Here is a 23,101-nt window from a genome sequence, read left to right on the forward strand (position 1 = left end):
CATTATACTACACCAAAATTTGCTTCAAGGCTTCTTGCACTGAAGCCACAGGCTGTTGGCACGCGTGATTTTTGCATACATACACCAAGGTTTGCCCTTCCACCAACCTATTTTCCAACAAAGGCAAATCACTTCCTTGCACCGAACCGGCCACTACTTTATTAGGAATATACACTTTGTCTAAATCGCGGCGCAAACGCTGTGCATTTTTGCCGACGATGGCCACTTCCGCCACCGATTTGGCCGCGCACAAATACAAACTTGCCCAATTGGACACATATTGCAAATCCGTTTCAAGCATTTTTACCACGCTCGAAAGCATGGTTTCGGCTTTTTGCACGTAGTCAGGAATGTACAACAGCGTGCCAAGCGCGTACAGGTTATGCGCCATAATTGAGTTGGAAGCAGGAATTACGCTATCGAACAACTCTTTTTTGTCGGCGATGAGCCGCTCGGCGTTGCGTGCCGTGAAGAAAAAGAATTTGTCTGTTTCGTCGTAAAATTCCTGTACCGCAAAAGCCATCAGGTTTTTGGCCTCCAACAACCACGTTTCATCAAAAGTAGCCTGATACAGTGCCACATAGCCCTGAATCACGGCGGCGTAATCTTCCAAAAAGCCCTTGATGCTCGTTTTTCCGTTTTTGTAGCTATGGAAAAGTTGCTGGCCATCGGTCATTTTTTCTTTCAGGAAACGGGCATTATCCAAGGCCATTTTGAGCATAAGCGGCTCATCAAAAGCGCGATACGCATCTACCAAACCTTTGAGCATGAGGCCATTCCACGAAGCCAAAATCTTGTCGTCGAGCGAAGGACGCACACGCGAGGCGCGATGTTGAAGCAGAATTTTGCTGCAAGCCGACACGTGTGCAAACAAATCCGATTTGCTTACGCCATGCAACTGCGCAAACATCGAGTCGGGCAAGCGACGATGCAAAATATTTTTGCCGTGTTCCCAATTGCCTTCTTCATCCACATTATAATATTCCAAGAAAAGCTGCGCATCATTTCCCAATATTTGTTCTATTTCTGCCTGCTCCCAAACATAAAATTTACCCTCCTCTCCTTCCGAATCAGCGTCTAAGGCCGAATAAAAACCGCCTTCCGAACTCATCAATTCTCTTTTTACAAAATTGATAGTTTCAAAAACCACGCCTCTGTACAGCTTGTCCGATGTAACCGTAAAGGCCTCCGAATACAAGCTAATGAGTTGGGCATTATCGTACAGCATTTTTTCAAAATGGGGAACAAACCACTGGCTATCAACAGAATAACGAGCAAATCCACCACCCAAATGGTCATAAATTCCACCGTAAGCCATTTCCGTCAGGGTCGTGTTTAGGTGTTGAAAGGCTTGTTTGTCGTCGGTAAAAGCAAAGTATCGGAGCAAAAACAAGTACAGCGACGGCATCGGGAATTTGTTGGCGGCGCGTTGCAAACCGCCATGCTGGTGATCGAACTGCTGCGCCAATCGCTCAAACGGAGCTTTTAGCGTCGCTATATCAAATGTCGGATTTTCTTGGGCAAAGAGCTTGTATTTTTCCGTTTCGGTGCGCTGCAAACCTTCCGTAAAGGCTTCCGCCGAACGTAATAATTCTGCTTTGTTATGGCGGTAGGCTTTGGCTATTTCGCGCAAAACTTGATGCCATTGTTCGGGTCTGAAATACGTGCCGCCCCAAAACGGTTTGGTTTCGGGCGTAAGGAACACGTTGAGCGGCCAGCCGCCATGTACGCCCATTTGTTGTACGGCATCCATGTAGATTTGATCGAGGTCGGGGCGTTCTTCGCGGTCTATTTTGATACAAACAAACCACTCGTTCATGATGTCGGCAATATCATGATTTTCAAAAGATTCTTTTTCCATTACATGACACCAATGGCAAGCAGCATAGCCGATACTTACCAAAATGGGTTTGTCCTGCGAAGCGGCCAAGTCAAGGGCTTCTTTTCCCCACGGATACCATTGTACGGGGTTATAGGCGTGTTGCAGCAAATACGGACTGCTCTCGTTGATAAGGCGATTGGGCGTGTGTTTCATACAGCTCAGAAAGATTTATCTCGCAAATTATAGGATTTTGATCAAGATACAACCAAAACTCTTCAGAGAACGCATATCTATTTGAATCAAATTCTAATTCACTAACTCGTAAGACAGTATAAAATCTTCTTTTTGTAACGGTACACATGGAAAAAATAAATATCTAGTGTGGTTAATTATTCGAATTTTATTTCTTTATTTTAAACCTAATTTTTCGATTTTTTTTCCTATAGCTACCTCTTTCATTTCGGCTTCCAATATAGGAAAGTCCGCTTTTAGAACAGACTTTACAAAACATCCGTTACTCAATAAATGTATTTCATCGCAGGTATTACTCAAGGTAGAAAATATATGAGATGAAATAATGACTATTTTATCGAGTTTTTTTAGTTGATGAATTATTTCTGTAATTACAATATTACTTTGTATATCTACTCCATTAAAGGGTTCGTCAAATATGAAATACTCATTATTTTGCAATAAAATAGCAGTCAGTGCTAGCTTCTTTTGCATTCCCGTAGAATACGTAACAGCATATTGATTTAATGGTAAATCAAAAACATTTTTACTTTCTATATCAGCTATTTTTATGCTCCTTGCGTTGCAAAGCAATTGTATATATTCCTTGCCCGTAATTTTTGGGAAAAAGAAAAGCTCTGTTAGTAACAAACCTAGGTTATTTTTAATTGGTTTAAGACTTGAACTTATTTCACCCTCATAGCTTTCCAAATCGGCAATACATCTAAATAAAGTTGTTTTTCCTGCGCCATTTTCACCAACGATTCCATATACTTTTCCGTTATCAAATTGTATATTGATATTTTTAAGAACTTCATTAGTTCCATATTTTTTAGACAAATCTCTGATTACTATCATTTTAATAAATACTTAAGGCGATTTTCTGCTTTTTTAAAAAGATAAGGAATTACAAGAATTAATATCGGAGGAAACCAAATACAAAGAGCAAAAAAGATACCTTGAGGTATATTCATTTCATCAGGGTACGCAGAATACTTAGCGGCTATTATGCTAATTAAAAAAGCCCAACCAATCAATAATAAAAGTAAAATTATTCCCACATTTTGAGGATAATAAATTAAAAGAATGACTATAATTGGCAATACAATCAAAGTTGAAAAAAAAATGGATATTTTAATTTTTTGAAGTATAAAATTTCTAGAATTTCCATTGAAAATCCAAACATAATACTCATTTTCAGGTTTTGTATAATAACTTAATGTAGTTAAAAAAACAAGTAAAATTGAAAAAGCTCCAAGATTAAAATTATTTATATAAACAGCAACAATTCCTAAAATATATGCTATAAAAAACAAATAAAAAGTATTTCGAAACCCTATTATAAACTCAAATGGTTGCTTTGAAAATGGAGTCCAAATGACAAAATTAAAAGTTGTACGAAAATTTACAAAAGGTAAAAATATTGTCGATATAAACAAGATAAATGCCAAAAGAAAAAACTGTTTATATAATAGAAACAACAGAAATGGAAATGAACAAATGATATTCTCTATTATTCTTATTTTTTTTAGTTTTACGTTCCCAAAGCAAAGCTTTAAAAATTCAGTTCTTCGGATTTCTGAAAGTTTGCCGATAAGTACCAGCGCATAAAACACATAAATATATTGTGCAAATTCCGTTTTGCTAAACAAATAAAGAGAAAAAACAATAAACCCAACTATCAACATAAGGTATGCCAATAATGGTACAAAGACCGCGTCTTTTAATCTGCGGTTTATCATATTATATTGCAATTTAAAATATTCGATCATTTTTTGTTTATACATTTTCGTTTGTTCACAATTATAAAATAATACTGCTGAATCAAATTGAAGTGTTAAAATTTTAGTTCATAACAATTAAGCAAAATTTCATAAATTCATTTACTTTGTTTTACCATTATTAATATAAATTAATTCAATTATTTATTTCAATAAATATAATTCTTTTTGTAAATTTTCTTTTGCTTGATTTTCTAGTTTAGAATTAAAAAATTCTGTTTTAAAAATTCGATCCATCGACAAAAAATGATGCAACACTTTTTTTCGACCTGAATTATAAATAATGTCTGGATAAATAATATATTCTTTTCTTACATTTTTGTAATATATTTCGTATATATTCCATGATTGGCCTAATACAGAAAGGTCAGCATCTGTAAAATAATTGGTATCATTATCAGCAGATTGGGCATGCGATTGCGTCGCCATAATTTGCATTTTACAAATGTTTATTATTTGGTTATCTACCCCAATTTGTAGCATTCTTTTTTCAGCAAGTGCCGCGCTTCTTTGCTCGTTATCAGATTTTAATACATTGTAAATAGCGTCGTGATAGTAAATTGAAAATAAAATAATATTCCAATTTTGTATTTTTTCTTTTACTTCCACTAATTGCACTAAAAGGTTTTCTAGATGTTGTAATGTATGATAATATCGTCTATGATTGGAATAGTTTTTTTCTATTTCATTCCATAAATAATTGATCGTATTTTCATTATCTGTATAATTTCTTATAAGATCAAAAAAAAAATCTTTTAACATAGTAATTTTTGTGTAAAACATGAATTATTTTCAACTATCAAAACCCGTTCAATTAAGTCGCTGAATAGTTCTGATTGATACGTTTTAATATTGATTAATGTCGTTTTTTTTAATTGCACATCATATTTTAATATTTGGGAAAGTGGAGGAAATTAAAGTACAAAAGTTGAATCAAATAATTAATGTCGTACTTGCGTCAATACCTTATTAGTTTCAGTTTTTTTCTTTCGTTAATATGTCCAATTTTTTTAGCAAATCAGGTATTCTATTTTGCCCTTTCATTTGTTCTATTAACCTTGCCGCTTCTCTAACATCCATGCCAATAGAAGTAATATAAAGTGGTTTAATGCTTTTCCCTCTTAAAATTTGCTGCTTGTTTTTATCAATTGTTGCAAAATTAGTCTTAGCTACTCCAATAATCGGTATTTTTCCGCCAAGTGCGTCAAATAAATGCCCTCCCAAGCCAAATTTTTCGTTGTCATCTAAATAGACATAGCCGTCTATAATAATAAATTCAATATTCTTAAATGTATTTTTTTTAAGTAGCGACAATATACAAGGGAGTTCTCTTTTATAAAATTGTCCTGATTGATAATCTCCAGCGATTTCAGTTAATTCTGAATATACATCAAAGTTCTCTTCGTTTGTCCAATTGTCAAATGCTACGCAAATAGTTTTGGCTTTGGTATCAAAATAATATGTGTCAAATGCTAAAATCATTATTAAATATTTTTTGGGTTTTGGGGATATAAAACATCACCTAAACTAATTGTAAAATTAAAAAAAGGATAATGATAATTTAAACTTTTATTTTCTTCTCCTCTATGCTTAAAAAACAACTTTTCTTGCTCTTCATTGGCTAATATTAATTGTTCACCATTTGAAAAAAAAGGGAAATTATTTTTAAAATGAATATACGTTTTTGAAGTTCTAAACGTTATTCCTAACCACCTATTATCAATTACTGGTTTCTTTATTTTCGGGTTAGCATCTAAAACAATTTTGTGTTGATATTTCATATTGGTTTCAGTCGAAAAAAGAATTACAGAATTGTGGGTTAAAGAAATATCAAATTCATCATTTGTTACTTTATCTTTAATTTTTAGTTTTCTTATATTTTGTTCAGATATATCATCTGGATATTCATAACAAGAGAATAAACCAATATATGAATTATCTTCTAAATCCAAATTTTGGTCTGAATGATAATTCATTTTTGAATACTTCAGATCATAAATTTCAATCAGGGCATTATTAAAATATTGAATAGGAATTTCAGTAAGATTCTTTTTTATAGTTTGATTAATCTTATTGATAATTAAAAGATGAACATCTGCAAAATTTTGCGCAGGAATACTATACTTGCTTGTAGTTCTTACAATTGGAATTGATCCATTGGCAATATTAACTAATTGATTAGCAACTCTTCCATTGGTTATATTTTCAAACTCAACTGAATTAGACAACTCATTGAATAAGTTGTGTTCAAATGGAACCAAAATTTTATAAAATCCTAAATCAGTTATCATACTCATTTAATAAATAGGTTTTTCATAATCTCCCAAATTCATACTGAAATGAACTTTCCCATACTCAACAATATTTTCTGTTTTATTTTCCTCAATATAAGATGCTCTTAAGTTTTCAATAGCATTTAATGTCATTGGTTCAAGTTTTATTAAATTGCCGTTTTCTATAATAAATGTTTGGTTATTTATGTATTTGGCTTCAACATTTGAGCAGCGAACCACATAGCCCATTCTCACGGGTATTCGTTCTACATTGAGTATGGATGGTCTTATTTCATGAGTGTATAATCTATTTGTAGAAAGCGGTATTATGAACGCCGAGTTAGGGTATAATATTACACTAAATTCTTTTTCTAAACGTTCATCTTTTACAGTATTTTTCAACTTAAAATGAAGTTTTGTTAACCCTGTAATCTCTTTATAGCACAAGTCAAATTTATCATTTTTAGAGGGACTTAAATCAGTAAATTCTGTTCGGTCATAAAAAGTACAAAAAGCCATAAGTCCTTCTTTTGGCATATCTTTAGTCTTATCAGAATGTGCTTTAATTTTTGCCTTTATTTCCCTTGTACTTTCTTTTGATTTTTTAGTATTTTCATATATTTGAGCTAAAACATGATTAAATTTTATTTCCTTTTCAAAAGTATATTTTACAGACTCATTTAATTTATTTATGATAAAATGGTCTGTTGTTCTGAAATTATCGGTTGAACCCGTAAAATTACTTGAGCACCGTAATAAATGAAAGCTTAGTATTTCTGTATCATTTTCAATTTCTCTCAAAATTTCTGTTATATAAATACCCGTTCTGAATGCTTTAGATTCTTTATTAGATTCGGTTAATTTTTGAAATTCGTGTTCAGATTTAATTTTATTAAAATATTTTTTTTCTGAAAAAAGATTTCTAAAATAAACACCTGAACTACTAACAATAATTGGGACTTCTCCTAGTGATACTAATTGCACTTTCTCATTCAGTAGATTTTCATAGTTTGTAGATACCTCTTGAATGATATAGAACGCTATTTCCACATTTTCAACTACAGAAAAATCACCACAAATATATATTTTAATGCCGTTATTTTCTTTCTGTATTTCAGAAAAATTATTTTTTACTGTACCACAAAAATTGTCAATTAAATATAAAAGTTCAGTATTATTTTCTTCATTTTTATTTAAAACAACAAGAACATTTTTATCTTTACAAATTTTATTTTCAAATTGAGATACTATCATTTTATTTATTTTTATGCAGTGTAAAATTTAGACATTTTTTGTTTTATTTCTGAAAGTATTATCTTTTTTTTTGCAAAGTATTTTTATTGACTTTTCTCTAATCTTTGGGTTTGTATTATTAATTAGGTGTCAATTTCTTTTTTAATGATAGGATCAGGATAATAATCGTTATTACTATTATTTCTGTCTGTTCCTGTTTTTAAAATATAATCAAGATATTGATAGGTTCTTTTTTATATTAATAAAGGAATTGCTATCGACCTGATAGCCATTTATCACTTTTTCTCCGCCTATTTGAGTCCCAAAATGGCCGTAATTCAATTATTAAATAAATAGATGTTTTTGAATCAATATTTTTTAAGTTCATTATTTAATTTATCAAGAAACTGTTGCTGTTTTTTATTGTTTTTATAGGATCGTTGATAAGGCCCACAACTATAAATATCAGAAATATTCTCAATGTTAAAACTCCAATCATTTTTATTTTTTATTAAAACAGATAATCTTTCATTACAACTTTGACACAATTCAGTAAATGTTGTCTTATTCTTTAATTGATTAAAATCAATAGAAATTGAAAAACCTTTTGTATTAGAACCATCAATAAAATCTCCCGTAGCATTAAATTTAGTTACGGGAATACCTCCCCAATCTATCGTTTTACCTTCGGGTAAATTTATAGCGTCGATATTATTTTCTTTCAACATTATATCTTGCTGACCTTCTGCAAAAGGGCTTAAAATATATTGTAATGTTGTTCCTTTTGGGACGGTTATATTTTTTACAACTGTTGGTTCTTTTGTAATAAAATAAGGTACAGGTGAGTAGTATCCACCCGATGTACTTCCAATATTTCCAAATCCATTTAACATTGTTTTGAATATTTTTATTACTATAATAATAGCACCTATTCCTATCGTAAAATAAGTTATTTTTTTCATTTTGATCTTGCCTTTGTAAGGTCAATTTTGCAAAATTACCGCTAACAGTTGGGGGCTTGGCGATGGTGGGTTTCAGAGCACAAAGCTTAAGTTTGCACGTCAGCCCGCCATATTGCCAAACCGATGTTAGCGGCTGTTATTCTTTAAGGTAAAGAGTCTCGTTACCAAAGTCAATAATAGCCTTATGTTCTACTAAAAAATCTGCCCCTAATATTCCACCAATATTTTCAGATTTTTCTTTTGTTCTTGTCTCTTTTATATAAGCATACATATCTTCAATAGTTAGCTTGTTAATTTTATACCTATGATTTACCAAGCTAAATATCAATGGTATTGTATTTTCGTAAACAAAACCTACAGAACCAGTAGGTCCACCATAGCTATTGCCAGTATTCTTTATCTTCAATGAAAGGTCAACGGCAAAAACGGAATCAATTGTGGTGAAGGCTACAGTACTTAAAGTGAAGTTCCTTGTCAATCCACCAATTTCAATTTTCACTAAATACCGTTGTCTTACACTATCAAATTTTATTGGGATACTAATGTATTTTTCTTTACTTAATTTAGCTTTCAAGCATTCCAAGGTTTCAATTTTAGGATTTAAGAAAAATTTTTTCTTTTTATAATCTATTACTATACGATTGGTTTTAATCCAGTCTACTCCAGCCATTCCAGCATTTATTTCGCCATCAGGTACTTCAAAAATGGATGCAGGTACATTTTTTAATTGATTGATCCCAACCTGCAAGAGGCTTACATTAGCGCTGTCTCGTCCAAGTTCGCTTACTTTACCAGGTTTAGAAATTCCAAAACTTCCATTTGATACCAAACTATCAATGCCGACTTGTGAAGCAAAAGCGTGATTCAGTTGTAAATAAAAGGAAGCGTTTGAATGAAACATTAAATTGGCAGGAAAGCCATTAACAGAAGCTTTGAAAATAGGCCGTTTTCCTGCGATTTTCTTCATTTCAAAAGGAACTCCATTTTTTTCTTGACACTGTGATAAAGTTCTATTCGTTATACAAAGACAAATAATTATTGCAAATAAAATTCTAGTGTTCATATCTTTTGTAATATTAAGGTTTTTTGCTTTAATAGCCGCTAACGTTGAAGCATTGGCGTTGTTGGGGTAATCAAGGCTCATCCTTCCCCGTGGTCTGTGTCCTCACAGACCACATACGTTTATCGTCTTTTATGATTTGTGAAGACACAAACCATGGAGGAGAATTATTTTTTCTCGCATATTTTTTCAATATTCTCAATAATCTGATTCACTCTTTTCTCAATAGGATCAGGATCTACCATATTTAACCAAAAAATTGCTTGGTTATCTCTCATCTTTTTTAAGTGTCTATTAATTTCATCGTCACTCATCTTCGTACCTTGTCTTGGCCAGTAAACATTACCAAGCTTATGGGCCGCTAAAAAAATATCCTTAAGAACGTTGTCTAAATCCTCGAATGGTACGATTGATTCTTGACCGAAAGCAGCTCTAAATTTATATTTTAATTTTGAAAGTTGAATAAATACATCTTTTTCCTTTTCATATCTTTCGTAAACAACATATGCTCTATTTAATAGTTCTGTAATTTCTTCTCTTTCATTAGGTGCTTTCTCTCTTGTTGAACCTTCATTAATAGACGAGTATGGACTTCTAATTCTTTTAATACTCTCAGCTGAGCTATAAAACAGATATAATACTTCCTCACTAAGTTCATATCTGCGCTTCCATTTTGCCTCTCTTCGCCATGAATCAATGCCCCAAATTGCTACAATCGATGTTACTATAACACCAACACTTTCAACTATATCAAAATAGTCTTTAATTGTCAAACAAAGAAAAATCATATCTAATTACAAAAAAAATAAATATTCCAATTAAAAGTAAATTTGCCAAAAGTGTATTACAGCTAACATCTTTATAAACGCAACCTTTGCGTTCATTTTGTAGAAACTTGTGTTTATTTCTGATTTATCTGAGGCTTTGGCAAGCATAATCAAAATAGCTCTCCAATTTATATAAAAATATTTTTAAAAAAAACAAAAAGCCGCCCCTTGAGGAGACGGCCTTTGTGCAAAAATGTATGAGCAAGACGAAAACTAAACTAATTTAGCACCTGCTACGATGTCTTCTACTACCGTTGGGTCGAGTAGCGTAGAGGTATCGCCCAAGTTAGAAATGTCGCCTTCTGCTACTTTACGCAGGATGCGGCGCATAATCTTACCCGAACGCGTTTTTGGTAAACCTTTCACTATCTGAATTTTATCAGGTTTAGCGATTGGCCCAATAATTTTGCTTACCGTCGCGATAATCTCGGACTTGAGCAAACTGCTTTCCATTGGCACGTGTGTATCACAAATCACGAAAGCATAAATGCCTTGTCCTTTGATGTCGTGCGGATAGCCTACTACCGCCGATTCCACTACGGCCAAATGTTCGTTGATGGCGTTTTCTACTTCTGCCGTACCCATGCGGTGGCCAGACACGTTGATTACGTCGTCCACGCGGCCTAAGATGCGGTAATAACCGTCCTCGTCGCGGCGGCAGCCGTCACCCGTGAAATACATTCCTGCATAAGTAGAGAAGTAATTCAAGCGACAACGCTCATGGTCTCCGTAGGTTGTACGAATCATCGAAGGCCAAGGGAATTTGATACACAAATTGCCTTCTACGCCATTGCCTACCAATTCTTCGCCTTTTTCGTCCACCAAAACAGGCTGAATACCTGGCAATGGCAAAGTAGCAAAAGATGGTTTGGTTGGCGTAACACCCGCCAAAGGCGCAATCATGATGCCACCTGTCTCGGTTTGCCACCAAGTATCCGTGATAGGACAGTGGCCTTTGCCGATGTGGTCATGGTACCAGTGCCAAGCCTCTTCGTTGATAGGCTCGCCCACCGAACCCAACACACGCAAAGAGCTAAGATCGTGGCCTTCTACATATTCCAAACCAAAGCCTTGCAATGAACGGATAGCGGTAGGAGCTGTATAGAAAATATTAACTTTATGTTTTTCAATTACTTTCCAGAAACGGCTTGCGTCTGGATAAGTCGGGATGCCTTCAAACATAACGGTTGTTGCACCGTTGAGCAATGGGCCATATACCAAGTATGAGTGACCAGTAATCCAACCCACATCGGCAGTACACCAATATACGTCACCGTCGTTGTATTGGAACACGTTGGCGAAAGTATAACCCGCGTACACCATGTAACCAGCCGTCGTATGTACTACGCCTTTAGGCTTGCCTGTAGAGCCAGAAGTATAAAGGATGAAAAGCATATCTTCTGCTTCCATTGGTTCTGCTTCACAAATAGCACTTGCTTTGGCTTCTTCTTCGTGCCACCAAATATCGCGGCCTTCTGTGAATGTTACAGGCGTATTGGCATAACGCAAAACAATAGAACGCTTTACGGTTGGGCTTTTAGCCAAAGCCTCATCCACGATTCCTTTAATATCAATGCTTTTATTGCCACGATACGCACCGTCCGAAGTAAGCACTACGGTTGCTTCGGCATCGTTGAGGCGGTCGGCTAATGAAGAAGCCGAAAAACCTGCAAAAACTACAGAGTGGATAGCACCAATACGCGCACAAGCCAACACCGAAACAGCTAACTCAGGCACCATTGGCATATAAATACAAACGCGATCGCCTTTTTTTACGCCATTGTTTTTTAAAATATTGGCCGCTTTACATACGCGCTCATGAAGCTCTTTGTAAGTGATATGTTGAGCCGCTTGAGTAGGATCGTTCGGTTCCCAAATAATGGCGGTTTGATTGCCACGCGTGAACAAATGACGGTCTAAACAGTTTTCCGTAATGTTGTGCAAACTTCCTCCATACCATTTTACACTTGGTTCTTCGAAGTTCCATTCCAACACCGAATCCCATTTTTTTCTCCAGAAGAAAGATTCGGCCTGATTTGCCCAAAATTGCTCTGGGTTTTGCACGCTTTCATTGTATGCACTCCAATATTCTCCAAAAGAGTTAATTCGGTTAATCATAGTTTTAGCAGAATAAAATATGTATAATGATTGAATTGTATTAAAAACGTTTTAAAGTTATACACTATTTGCAAATCAATGTATGACAATTGTCAGGCCGTTTTTACGTTCAAACCTCATATTGCAATTCGACTAACAAAAAAGCCAAAGTCTTGAAAACTTTGGCTTAAAATGCATTAAATTTTGCTTTTATCGAAAAAACTTACGCGCAAAATTCTTCAAAAACTTGTCCTAAATGTTGGGCAATCATCTCTGCCGAACGGCCTTCGATGTGATGACGCTCTACAAAATGGATCAGCTGATCACCTCTGAAAAGCGCAATAGCTGGCGAAGATGGCGGATACGGAACTGTATATTCACGCACTTTTTGCACAGCGTCTTTGTCCACACCCGCAAACACCGTTGTAAGGCGAGTTGGTTTTTTCTCGCTGCGTTGCAAAGCCAATTTCACCCCTGGGCGAGCCGCACCAGCTGCGCAACCGCACACCGAATTAATCACAACCAAAGTTGTACCTTCTTTTTCGGCCAAAGTGCTATCTACTTCGGCAGGTGTTTTGAGTTCTTGAAAACCTACCGCCACCAAATCTTGGCGCATAGGAGCTACTAAATGCTCTGGATACATAATCGTTATTTAGTTTTAAGATTGATTTTAATAAACAGGATATATTACATAAAGCCCAATTCCAAACGCGCAATTTCCGACATCATGTCTTGGCTGTAAGGCGGGTCAAAAGTAAGTTCAATTTGTACATCTTGCACCTCTGGCACGGCTCTAATGGCCATTTCCACTTCACCAGGCAGCGTTCCCGCCGACGGGCAAGAAGGCGAAGTGAGCGTCATGCGTACATAAACATTGTTGATGGGATAGACCTTGATCTCATAAATCAACCCCAATTCGTAAATGTCCACTGGGATTTCGGGGTCGTAAACGCTTTTGATGGCGGCTATAATTTGAGGGTCTAATTCGTGTTCGGTCGTTATCATGATTGAAGGAAAAAAGCTGGCCACAGGCCGCACTAAAGTATTTTTGATTGCAAACTTATCCTACAAAACTAATCTTTTTTGAGAAAAGTTGCACAGGCGCAGCCGCCAATATTATTTTCTATAAATATTGTTCGATGTCGCCTAAGCCCTGACGCACAATTTCGGGTTCGCCTTCGCTACAATCCACGATTGTAGAGGCCACGTTGTTGCCATAGCCGCCGTCTATGACCAGATCAACTAAGTGCTGATATTTTTCGTAAATCAACTCAGGGTCAGTGGAATACTCGATTACTTCGTCTTCATCGCGAATGGACGTAGTCAGAATCGGGTGCCCAAGTTCCTTGACGATTTGGCGCGGAACGTTATGGTCAGGAATCCTGATCCCAACGGTTTTCTTTTTGTTGTTCAGCAGCTTGGGCACTTTCGTATTTGCTTCCAAAATAAAAGTAAACGGGCCAGGCAAAGCCTTTTTCATTAACTTAAAAATAGGCGTGTCCACGCCTTTGGTATATTCCGAAAGGTGGCTCAAATCGTAGCAAATAAACGAGAAATTGGCCTTTTCGGGCTTGATACCTTTGATGCGTGCGATGCGCTCAATGGCGCGTTGGTTGTGTATGTCGCAACCCATACCGTACACCGTATCGGTGGGGTAAATGATTACGCCGCCTTCGCGCAGACAACGAACTACTTGCTCGATACGGCGCATGTCGGGGTTTTCGGGGTAGATTTTTATAAATTCAGCACTCATGTTCGTAAGTTGTATGCAATTGGGGCGCAAAGGTAGTGTTATATTCCTATTGTTCCCGCCTCAATTAGTGAGAAACTTTTATTTTCTGTTTCTATAAAAACAATATTTTCAGACCTTTGGTTTCGGAAATCATTGGGCAATAAAAAAGGCCGCTTGTACGAAACAAGCGGCCTTTGAGCAATGCTAAAAATAAAAAATCTTATTTGTAACCAACGGCGTACGCTACACACGATGCCTGTGTTTTGGCACTTGATGAAAATTTGAAGCGAATCGTATAGTCGCCTGTTTGGCTTGCCGAAAAGTCAAAATGCTTTACTGATTTTCCTTTGGCGTTGGTAAACAATTCTGTTTTGTCTGGGGCAATGATGGTAAATTCTACGTCTTCCGCAAAACCCGAACAAAGATTCACAATTCTATAATTTTCGCCTTCGTAAGCCGAGAACTCTGCTTCCAAATAATCTTTTTTAGCGAAAGTAGAATAGGGTTTGTAATCGGCAGTTTCAAATATGTAGTGTCCCAAACTGGTTTTGCAGTGTTTGCGGATAGATTTATCGTCGCATTGCGCAAAAGAAACATGGCCAGCCAACAAAAGCAACCAAAGCCACACGAACTTAGAAAAAAGACTGATTTTCATACCAAAGTTTTATTTTTTGCTTTGAAATAATTTTTGTTTAAAAAGCTCTGTACTGAGCTACCCAATTAGACAGTAGCAATTATTTTGCCACGAATTTGTTTTACCTGCTCAGAGAACTTTTTGAAGGTTGCCTCATCAATGTTGTCTTTGTTTGCATTGAGGCTATCGAGTGTAACTTTTACTTCATTAAGCTGCGCGATAAGGTCGGCTACCTGTGGTCTGTCTTTGTAATCTTCCAACAACTTAATCAGTTTGTTAAGCGTAAGATGTTGATGTACAATGCGTTTTACTAAAACAGGATTTTTTTCTTTGCTCACCAACGAAGTGGCAACGTACATACTTTCCACCCAAGCACCCGCGAACGACAAATACACTACGTCGCGGCGAGAAGTTTCTTTCAACAACAAATCAGATTCCATGTACATATCCGACATGATCGAAACAAGTGAATCTTGGTTGTTCAAATTTTTCTCAAAGCGAGGCAAAAGGCCGTTTTTGTCAAAAATGCTGGCCATGTTTAGTTTTTCGCCCAAGGTGCGCACGGCTTTGAAATACGAAATAGACACTTGACTCTTGTTGTTGAAAGTCGCGTAGGCCAAATCTGTGGTGTAAACACCCGTGTTAAGAGAGCTGCTAAACTCCGATTGATATTTGGATACGTTGTTCGGGTCGCTACCCAATCCGTCTATGTATTTGAGGCCTGCTCTTTTGAACAAATGCGCAATGTGGATAGGAGAAGGAAGACTCAAGAAAAAATCTTCTGCCTTTTCTTCTTTCAATGTTGTATCTGGTGTAGCGGAAACGGTGGCAGTGGCCGCACTGTCTTTGTTAGTTTTTTCTCCCTCTTTAGGAGCTGGCGAGCAGCCATAAGCCAAAATTGCCGTAGAAAGCAACAATCCTGATGCGTGTTTGCGTAACGAAAACTTGTGAGACATACGATACTAATTTTGTTTTAATTTCTTACTAAACAATAATGCAAAGCCTAACTCAGACCCATAGGCCATAAGCCTCAAAGGCATTGACCAAAATCTCCCAAAGGTAATTTTTTTTTTGGATTCTCCATTGTTAAAGCTATGTTTTTAACTTAAAAATCCCTTTAATTCACTTTTTTATTATTTGCCCAAGAAAAATGCTTTTTTCTGACCGTTCAAATCCAAGACCAACAAGAATGGTTCGTCGTGTTCGGTGGAGGCAAAATGCAACTGGGCAGCAGTTTTCGGCTGTGTTATCTGATAAATATTTTCGCTTACATTCAAATAATTGCCGTCTATTTTCAAATAATTTTTATACACACTCAAATGCCCTTGCAGCGTATAATGTGGCTCTAAGTCCTTGTTACTAATTTGTTTTTCGGCTACATACGTCGTAACAACTTTCTTTTTGTTTTGACGAATGGCCTTGCGCAAAGGATCGTATTTTCGCGCAAATTGTTTGTACGAAAACCACAAAGCCGCCGCCGCCGCCAAAGCGGGCAGCAAGTCCGAAGCCCATGCCCAACGTCCTTCGGGGCTGTTGTCGGCCAAAAAACGAACGATAATTTTAATCACAAAAAACGTAAGCACGCCCCACAACAAAGCCGCAATCAAGTTTTGATTGAGAATCAATTGTTTTTGTTTTTCCAAAAAATCTTTGTCCGTTGGTGTAAGCGGCTCGGTGTGCGTGTGCCTTGAAATGGCAGCTTTGGGGTTTTCGGTTTGTGTTGCTGCTGTTGCGTTTGGATTGGCCTCCGAAGGCTCGGCAGTTGCCAATGGTTCGGCTGCCGTTACCGACAAAATTTGTTTGCTTTTGGGTAAAATAGCCACGCAAGCCCATTGCCCAACCTTGAAATTGGCCGCGTGCGCCGCCCCAATTATGATTTTTTCTTCTCCCAAAATCCAAACAGCACCTTTGCTGTGTGGCTCAATGGCCGTAATTTGGCCTATAACAACGCGTTTGGTTTGTTGTTGGCTATCTGCGAGCGTTTTATTTACCCACAAAAACAAGGCCATCGCCACCGCACTCAACCCGAAGGCGGCCATGCCTTTTACAAACATGGCAACGGGCAAACCAGCCACAAAAAAATATCCCACAGAAGCCACCAATGCATAAGCCACCAATGCGATGTAGGCTTTACGTTGTTGGGCGGCTAAGGCTTCTTTTTCGGCCTGTGATAGCGGCACTAACTCTTCTTTAAATGTCATTTTTTATTTTGTTTAAAATCTGATTAACAGACTTTTACTTGCGTTTTAGTTCTTTGATTTTTTTCTTGGCAAACTTATAACATTCATGATCGGAGTCGGCATCGTCCTTGATGGTTTCGTAATAATCTCTGGCCAACGAATAATTTTTTTCTTCTTCGGCAGCCTGCGCCAAATATTGCAAAGCGTACAAATAATAACCCGTTTCGGTGGATTTGGTGTCTTTGGCAAAATTGATCGCCATCTGGAAATATTCTTTGGATTTGGCCGCGTTGCGGTAGCGATATTTGAAAATATAACCCAAGAAAAACGAAGCATAACGCCCACTGGTGGACTCATAACCTGGCATTTTCTTTTGAATTTTATCCAAAATATCCAGCGAAGTTTTTTCACATTTGTCTATGTGGCCTTGCGAGTACGTGATACGCGCGTAAAGCCTTTGGAAATAGGCATTGTCGGGGAAAGTCGCAGCCAAATATTCCAAAATAGGCAAAGCCTTTTCGGGTTGATTTTCGTCGTTATAATAAATGCGTGCCAAATAATATTGAGCTTCCACACGCGTATAAAACGCGTTACGCGATACAGTTTCCAACTGCTTTATGCCCAACTCTTTATTCCCGTTCGGAAAAAAAGAAAGCACAGGGCGCAACCAACGGTAGTTGTCGTGTATCCATACGGCATAATAATTGAAAAGCGCATCACCAAATAAGAACTCAGAACCAAAAGTAGCTGCACTGTCTTCGCGGTTTTTTTGCAAATAATTCAATGCGTTGCGGCCTGCGTTGGTGGCTCTGCTCCAGTTGTGACGTTCGGAATGCAGGCGGCCTTTGAAGCCATGCGCCGCCGACAAAAAGAAACAAGCTTCTACATTTTTGTTGGTTTTGGACTGGTCAAGCATTACTTCTGCTTTGGAAATGGTCGTGTCCATGTACGCAAAAAACGCATCGTCATGGGTTTCGTCGTTAGGATTGGGCATAATTTTCCACCATTCGGCCAGCCCCAACAAAAAATACGGCATTGGGTGCTCTGGGTATTTGAATTTGAGCCAACGAAAATCGCGGTCGGCCTTTTCAAATTTAAAATTGTATAACGCGTTCACGGCGTTGGTGGCATCTATTTTAACTTGTGGGTCGGTGAGCAACATTTTTTGTTGGGCGTTGGCCGCGATTGCTCCAAAAAGTCCGACGATAATTAACAAATGTCTGATATTCATGCGGATATAGATTTTGTATTTGTTTGTTGATGACAAAACTACCAAAAACAATGCCAATTCAGGCATTTTTATATTCTGTTTTGATACAAATACGAATGGATTGTAACCCTTTGGCAAGACTTTTGTAGAGAGAAAAGAAACGCCGCCGAAAAATATTTTTAAGATAAATACTTTAGAAAATAAATTTCTGGCACGGTGTTTGATAAAGTACAGTTAACAAAGCAATTACTGAAAGTAATTATCTCACAAACAAAGACTTACACTTAATAAACTTCTTATAGCCATGAAAAAGTTAGTCCTATCATTCGTTTTAGTTTTGGCCGCTTTACAAATATTTGCGATGCCAGCTTCTGCCACATTTTCTTCTAACGGAGGGCAATTATTGCATGTATATTTTGATGGCAAATTGCTCAACTCAGCCGCTGCGCCTTTCGTGCGTACGCCAATAGTAAGAGACGGGCAACACAACGTAACCTTACGCATTTATGCAGCCAACGGCAGCGTAGGAGACTACCAAACCAGCGTAATGCTTGAAGGTGGTTTTGAAACTAATTTTTATGCACGCAAAACTGGCCGTAGAGGTTTTGAATTTGTAAAAACAGACATGGTAGCCCTTGCGCCTCCAACGCCAACTCCACAACCTCCACACAACGGCGGACACGGCGGTGGTCATCACGGACATGACGGCAATAATAACGGTGGCGGTTACAATAATGGCGGCGGCTATGGTAATAATAATGGAAATGGCGGCGGTGGTTACAATAATGGCGGCGGTTATGGCAATAACAATGGAAATGGTGGTGGCTATCACAATACCAATGGTGGTGGCTATGGCAATAATAACGGTGGTGGCTATAACAATTCGCCTAACATTATGCCAGCTCAAACGTTGCAAGCCTTACAGAATAGCATTCAGCATGAGTCTTTCGACAATACAAAACTTTTGGTAGCACAACAGGCTTTGCGCGGCGGCTACTTGATTTATACGCAAGATGTTAAGTCGATTATGAATCAATTTACTTTTGAAAAAACACGCCTTGAGTTTGCAAAATTTGCGTATGCTTATACTTACGACCGCCAAAACTATTTTCAAGTAAACGATGCTTTTCAGTTTTCGTCAAGCGTTAGAGACCTGAATCGTTTTTTGGAAGGACGCTAAGAAAAAGAATTAAAATTTGATAGTTGACTAGAAGTTTCAAAACGAGATGCTTATTTTAGGTATCTCGTTTTTTTATTGTAGAAAAAACACTTCTACCAGCATTACATAAAATAAAAAACCGACAAACAATCAATGTGTTTATCGGTTTTTTATATTTTGACAGAGGCAATACAACTGCTTAGCATTTTTTTGCATCAACAGTTTTAACTTCTTGCTTAATTACATTTTTGGAATAAGTAGGGCAAGTGCGCAAACCGCAAGATTGCATAGACAAAGCTCCTAACAAAAGGATTGCACCTAACTTGATTAACTGAACGGTAGGGTTAGCGATAGCTCTCATATTTGAATGTCGTTTAAGATTCTACTTAACTGCATTACAAATGTAGTAGATGCATTGTTAGTAAATTATTGATTTAATAGCAAATCCTTGTATGTGTTTGATTTGCAAAAAAAAACAACAAAAAATAATAGTATATTCTGCTGTTTAATCAAAAAACAAAACATACTATTGAAAATAACTAAAAATACAGCATCAAATTACAGCCTCTAACATCACTATTATCTAAACGACCAAGCACTCTAAATGTAAGGTTTTGATCGTATTCGCCCATATCTTTTGTCTCTATAAAGCAGCATGAGTCTATATTGGCCAAATCAACCACATTAATGCCTCCGCGTTTGCGCGAAATATTCATATCGAAGGGGTCATTAGGGTCGCGAAGAAGGATTTTTAGCCAAGGCGGCGTTGTAAAAATCCCATTTCCTGCGGAGTAGCCTTGCGAAAAAAGCTCAGTCATCCCGTACTCAGAGTGAATAGTTGATATATGAAATTTACGACAAAGAAATGCATGTAATTCTTCGCGAATCATTTCTTGACGGCGGCCTTTCATTCCACCTGTTTCAACCACTATCACACCTTCCAAATCCAAATCGTGCTGTTCGGCCAAGTCGAGCAAAGCAAAAGTTACACCCCAAAGCATCACTTTTTTGCCTGCGTATTTTGCTGCTTTCAGATTCAGTATTAATTCGTCTATATTATGAAGATAAAACCCCGAATATTCCGCCCCTTTTTGGATAAAATAATCCATCATACACACCAACGACGAGCCGTCTCGCTCCAGATACGAGGGCAGCAACGCCAAAAACGTAAAATCTGATAATTTGCCGTAATGTTGCTGAAAAATCTGCTCGCAGGTACGCAAATAAAAAGCGGTATCGGTTACAAAATGTTTGCTCCTCACCTGCCCCGTCGTGCCGCTGCTCTCAAAAATTTGTTCGATGGGCGCATGAGTACTCAAAACCCTATGGTTTTTAAAAAACTCAATGGGCATAAACGGAATTTGCGGCACATTGTTCACGCACTGCGGCTCGACTCCCAGATACGAAATAAACTGCTGATAAACCGCATTATGTTTTGCCTGAAATCTAAACGCTTCTAAGGCGCGTTGCTCGAAGTTTTTGGGAGTAGTCTCGAACAAACGCGCCTTAAAGTCACGGATAAAATCTTGTGGATTTTGCATTAAAAAAAATCAAAAAAGAAATTACTTTTTATGGTTGAGAATGGCCATCGTAATGCGACTAATGCACACGAGTTTGCCCGTTTCGGTCGTGATACGAATCTCCCAAATATGCGTAGAGCCACCAATATGTACCGCCGAAGCCTTGCCATACACATAGCCATCGCGTACGCCGCTCACGTGGTTGGCATTGATTTCCAAGCCTACGCAATATTGCTTTTCAGGATTCAGGCAGCACATAGCCCCGACACTGCCAAGTGTTTCGGCCAACACCACCGACGCGCCACCATGCAACAAGCCCATCGGCTGATGTGTGCGATGATCAACTGGCATTTTGGCGCAAAGATGGTGCGTGCCAATTTCCGTAAATTCAAGGCCTAAATGTTCGCCCATATTGCCTTTGCTCATGGCGTTGAGTTGTTCGATAGTTATGTTTGGGTTAATCATGCGTATTTTTTTTGGGTTGAAGATATTATTTACTTTACTATTTTTTTGAAACCTTTTACTATCGGACCCAATATTCCAAAAACCAAGGGGCTCGCATAAATAGATTTAATTTTTTTGATAAGCTCTCGTTTCTTATACTCTTTAAGAGACAAATTGGTGAAGTATTTATAATAATAGGCAATTTTCTGAGCCATTTCTTTATCTTCCACGGGAGCCAAATACTCGACCTTTGCCTCACGGCACAGCGGGTCGTAGTGATAATATATGTCCGTAGCACCTTCATGTTCACCAGAACTATCAGTGCCTATATTCTGTACAAAAGACTGTCTGGGGTTCAAACACAATCCATTGTTTAGAAAAATTGCAGCGTGCCAAAAAATAGCCCATGTATTCAATTGACCTGTTAAGTTAAATTGTACTTGGCTGTATAAGTATCCCGAATTATCATAATCAAACTCGCGAACCTGCCCCCTACTCAATAACTTGTTACTGATATCGGCAGCATCTTTTTTATAATATTTCCAAGCCCTACTCCATGTTGCCCAACCCCAACAATGCATCATTTTAGCAAAATAAAAGTTAGAAGAAGGTGTACTATCTGCCTTAATCGGATAAGTATAGCCGCTGACGTGCATAACCTTCTCATTGTCCTGATAAAGGGTTAAAGCATTGTTCATGTACGCCAGAAACGCATCCGACGTAACTATATCGTCTTCCAACACTATTACCTTACCATACTGATTTACAATGCGTGTAACGCCCTCTATAATATTCTGAGCCAGTCCCTTATTCGTCTCCGACTCCACGATATGTACTTGCCCACACCATTGCTTTTCACGAATAACTTCGCGTGTTTGGCGTACTTTTTCTAATTGCTCCGCCGAAGCAGTCGGCTTAGCACCATCAGCAAAAATATACAGAACGCTTTCTTTGGCTAAGTCGTTTTGGAATAAAGCCTCCAGCGTTTGGCGCGTATGCGCAGGCCGCCCGTACACAAACAATACGATAGGGGCAAGTGTTGAATTAATCATTGTTTCGTCAATTATTTTTTCTTCGGCGTAGCAGTTGCCTTATCGGTTGTTTTGGTTTTAGGTTGGGACTTTTTCAATACCTCCAAATTATTTTTGGCCAACACAAAATCTGGATAAACTTTCAACGCCTCTTCATAATTAGAAATAGCGGCACTATATTCTTTCAAATCACCCGCAATCACGCCACGCAAATTGTACGCTGCGGCCTTCATTGGCACTTTTTGGCTTTGCCCTTGCCCTGCCGAAATCGAAATAGTTTGTTTGGTGGCTTCTTCGTTGTTCAAAATAGCGGATACCGTCGTATTACATTCCCCAAAACGCTTAAGTTGGTATTGCAACGTCGCGATTTCGTACAAATACGATATGTTTTTGGTTTTGCCATACACTTTTTCATAATCGGCCAAAGATTCGCGATACAAACCCAAATTCTGTTCGGCTATTGCCTTTATTTCTAAGATGTTATCATTATTTTCGTTAGCCGAAAGAATATCACGACACACCAACACACATTCCGCATTGCGGTTCAAATTGAAATACAAAATGGCCAAAGAATCTTTTAAAGATACCATTTCAGGGTTTTGCACCATCATCGAAAACAAAGCATTTTTGGCTGCATCGCCATCGCTGTATTTGAGAGCTGCTCTAAAGATTTTTTCTTGCAATTGATACTCTGACGTGGTCAAAGCACCTGCCGTTTTGGGCGTTGCGGCAGGCGTTGCCACCGCGTCTTTTGTTTCTTTCTTTTGCGCATAAGCCCCAAAACTCAGAGCTGCCAACAATGTAAGTGTGAATACTTTTTTCATGATTTGAAAAATAAAACGGCCTAATTTCAATTTAAACCCTGTTTTTCGGACGAACCGAAAAATAGTAGGTAAGTTTAGTGG

Annotated in this window: 23 protein-coding genes; 1 reads left to right on the top strand and 22 read right to left on the bottom strand. The window is 37.6% G+C overall.

What is annotated here, in order from left to right; translation table 11 throughout:
* Positions 1 to 7: 7 nt before the first annotated feature.
* The 18 genes from BM090_RS09000 to BM090_RS09085 form a co-directional block, all read right to left on the bottom strand.
* A complete protein-coding gene (locus BM090_RS09000) occupies positions 8 to 2,035 on the bottom strand; it encodes a thioredoxin domain-containing protein (protein ID WP_091511140.1) in 2,028 nt (675 codons plus the stop codon).
* A 195-nt stretch (positions 2,036 to 2,230) separates the two neighbouring features.
* Positions 2,231 to 2,911, bottom strand: a complete 681-nt coding sequence (locus BM090_RS09005) for an ABC transporter ATP-binding protein (RefSeq protein WP_091511144.1) — start codon at positions 2,909 to 2,911, stop codon at positions 2,231 to 2,233.
* Positions 2,908 to 3,795: an ABC transporter permease gene (locus BM090_RS09010; RefSeq protein ID WP_143083925.1), complete on the bottom strand. Its 888-nt coding sequence runs from the start codon at positions 3,793 to 3,795 to the stop codon at positions 2,908 to 2,910. The genes BM090_RS09005 and BM090_RS09010 overlap by 4 nt, the downstream gene beginning before the upstream one ends.
* 183 nt (positions 3,796 to 3,978) lie before the next feature.
* Positions 3,979 to 4,596 carry an HD domain-containing protein gene (locus BM090_RS09015; protein ID WP_091511321.1) on the bottom strand — a complete coding sequence of 206 codons (618 nt, stop codon included), beginning with the start codon at positions 4,594 to 4,596 and terminating at the stop codon, positions 3,979 to 3,981.
* A gap of 213 nt (positions 4,597 to 4,809) precedes the next feature.
* Positions 4,810 to 5,316 carry an endonuclease V gene (locus BM090_RS09020; protein ID WP_091511151.1) on the bottom strand — a complete coding sequence of 169 codons (507 nt, stop codon included), beginning with the start codon at positions 5,314 to 5,316 and terminating at the stop codon, positions 4,810 to 4,812.
* A 2-nt stretch (positions 5,317 to 5,318) separates the two neighbouring features.
* Positions 5,319 to 6,131 carry a hypothetical protein gene (locus BM090_RS09025; protein WP_221405369.1) on the bottom strand — a complete coding sequence of 271 codons (813 nt, stop codon included), beginning with the start codon at positions 6,129 to 6,131 and terminating at the stop codon, positions 5,319 to 5,321.
* The gene (locus BM090_RS09030; RefSeq protein ID WP_091511153.1) at positions 6,132 to 7,361 is read right to left on the bottom strand and encodes a hypothetical protein; all 1,230 of its coding nucleotides are present in this window, start codon (positions 7,359 to 7,361) and stop codon (positions 6,132 to 6,134) included.
* Positions 7,362 to 7,708: 347 nt separating this feature from the next.
* Positions 7,709 to 8,302, bottom strand: coding sequence for a hypothetical protein (locus tag BM090_RS09035; protein WP_091511156.1), 594 nt, complete (start codon positions 8,300 to 8,302; stop codon positions 7,709 to 7,711).
* Positions 8,303 to 8,438: 136 nt separating this feature from the next.
* Positions 8,439 to 9,446 carry a hypothetical protein gene (locus BM090_RS09040; protein WP_091511160.1) on the bottom strand — a complete coding sequence of 336 codons (1,008 nt, stop codon included), beginning with the start codon at positions 9,444 to 9,446 and terminating at the stop codon, positions 8,439 to 8,441.
* Positions 9,447 to 9,529: 83 nt separating this feature from the next.
* On the bottom strand, positions 9,530 to 10,135 hold the full coding sequence (locus BM090_RS09045) for a hypothetical protein (protein WP_143083926.1): 606 nt from the start codon (positions 10,133 to 10,135) through the stop codon (positions 9,530 to 9,532).
* A 267-nt stretch (positions 10,136 to 10,402) separates the two neighbouring features.
* Positions 10,403 to 12,307: an acetate--CoA ligase gene (gene acs / locus BM090_RS09050; protein ID WP_091511167.1), complete on the bottom strand. Its 1,905-nt coding sequence runs from the start codon at positions 12,305 to 12,307 to the stop codon at positions 10,403 to 10,405.
* 202 nt (positions 12,308 to 12,509) lie between these two features.
* Positions 12,510 to 12,929, bottom strand: coding sequence for a BrxA/BrxB family bacilliredoxin (locus BM090_RS09055; protein ID WP_091511171.1), 420 nt, complete (start codon positions 12,927 to 12,929; stop codon positions 12,510 to 12,512).
* 44 nt (positions 12,930 to 12,973) lie between these two features.
* Positions 12,974 to 13,291, bottom strand: a complete 318-nt coding sequence (locus tag BM090_RS09060) for a DUF59 domain-containing protein (protein ID WP_091511173.1) — start codon at positions 13,289 to 13,291, stop codon at positions 12,974 to 12,976.
* 118 nt (positions 13,292 to 13,409) lie between these two features.
* Positions 13,410 to 14,039: an L-threonylcarbamoyladenylate synthase gene (locus tag BM090_RS09065; RefSeq protein ID WP_091511177.1), complete on the bottom strand. Its 630-nt coding sequence runs from the start codon at positions 14,037 to 14,039 to the stop codon at positions 13,410 to 13,412.
* Between the two features lie 199 nt (positions 14,040 to 14,238).
* Entirely contained in the window at positions 14,239 to 14,673 is a 435-nt protein-coding gene (locus BM090_RS09070; protein ID WP_091511180.1) for a hypothetical protein, read from the bottom strand.
* 65 nt (positions 14,674 to 14,738) lie between these two features.
* Positions 14,739 to 15,608, bottom strand: coding sequence for a hypothetical protein (locus BM090_RS09075; RefSeq protein ID WP_091511183.1), 870 nt, complete (start codon positions 15,606 to 15,608; stop codon positions 14,739 to 14,741).
* A 177-nt stretch (positions 15,609 to 15,785) separates the two neighbouring features.
* On the bottom strand, positions 15,786 to 16,853 hold the full coding sequence (locus tag BM090_RS09080; protein ID WP_091511186.1) for a hypothetical protein: 1,068 nt from the start codon (positions 16,851 to 16,853) through the stop codon (positions 15,786 to 15,788).
* 34 nt (positions 16,854 to 16,887) lie between these two features.
* A complete protein-coding gene (locus BM090_RS09085; protein ID WP_245756707.1) occupies positions 16,888 to 18,129 on the bottom strand; it encodes a tetratricopeptide repeat protein in 1,242 nt (413 codons plus the stop codon).
* A gap of 217 nt (positions 18,130 to 18,346) precedes the next feature.
* Here BM090_RS09085 and BM090_RS09090 point away from each other — a divergent pair, with 217 nt between their 5' ends.
* The gene (locus BM090_RS09090; RefSeq protein ID WP_143083927.1) at positions 18,347 to 19,222 is read left to right on the top strand and encodes a proline and serine-rich protein 1 family protein; all 876 of its coding nucleotides are present in this window, start codon (positions 18,347 to 18,349) and stop codon (positions 19,220 to 19,222) included.
* Positions 19,223 to 19,740: 518 nt separating this feature from the next.
* Here BM090_RS09090 and BM090_RS09095 read toward each other — a convergent pair.
* From BM090_RS09095 to BM090_RS09110, 4 genes are read right to left on the bottom strand one after another with little or no spacing between them, the layout of a single operon-like run.
* A complete protein-coding gene (locus BM090_RS09095; protein WP_091511193.1) occupies positions 19,741 to 20,742 on the bottom strand; it encodes a LuxE/PaaK family acyltransferase in 1,002 nt (333 codons plus the stop codon).
* A gap of 21 nt (positions 20,743 to 20,763) precedes the next feature.
* Positions 20,764 to 21,186, bottom strand: a complete 423-nt coding sequence (locus BM090_RS09100) for a hotdog fold thioesterase (RefSeq protein WP_091511197.1) — start codon at positions 21,184 to 21,186, stop codon at positions 20,764 to 20,766.
* Between the two features lie 29 nt (positions 21,187 to 21,215).
* Positions 21,216 to 22,217 (bottom strand): glycosyltransferase, encoded by a 1,002-nt coding sequence (locus BM090_RS09105; protein ID WP_091511201.1) that lies wholly within the window; start codon positions 22,215 to 22,217, stop codon positions 21,216 to 21,218.
* A gap of 11 nt (positions 22,218 to 22,228) precedes the next feature.
* The gene (locus tag BM090_RS09110; RefSeq protein WP_143083928.1) at positions 22,229 to 23,020 is read right to left on the bottom strand and encodes a tetratricopeptide repeat protein; all 792 of its coding nucleotides are present in this window, start codon (positions 23,018 to 23,020) and stop codon (positions 22,229 to 22,231) included.
* Positions 23,021 to 23,101 lie beyond the last annotated feature (81 nt).

This window comes from Flexibacter flexilis DSM 6793 (assembly GCF_900112255.1).
Taxonomy (GTDB): domain Bacteria; phylum Bacteroidota; class Bacteroidia; order Cytophagales; family Flexibacteraceae; genus Flexibacter; species Flexibacter flexilis.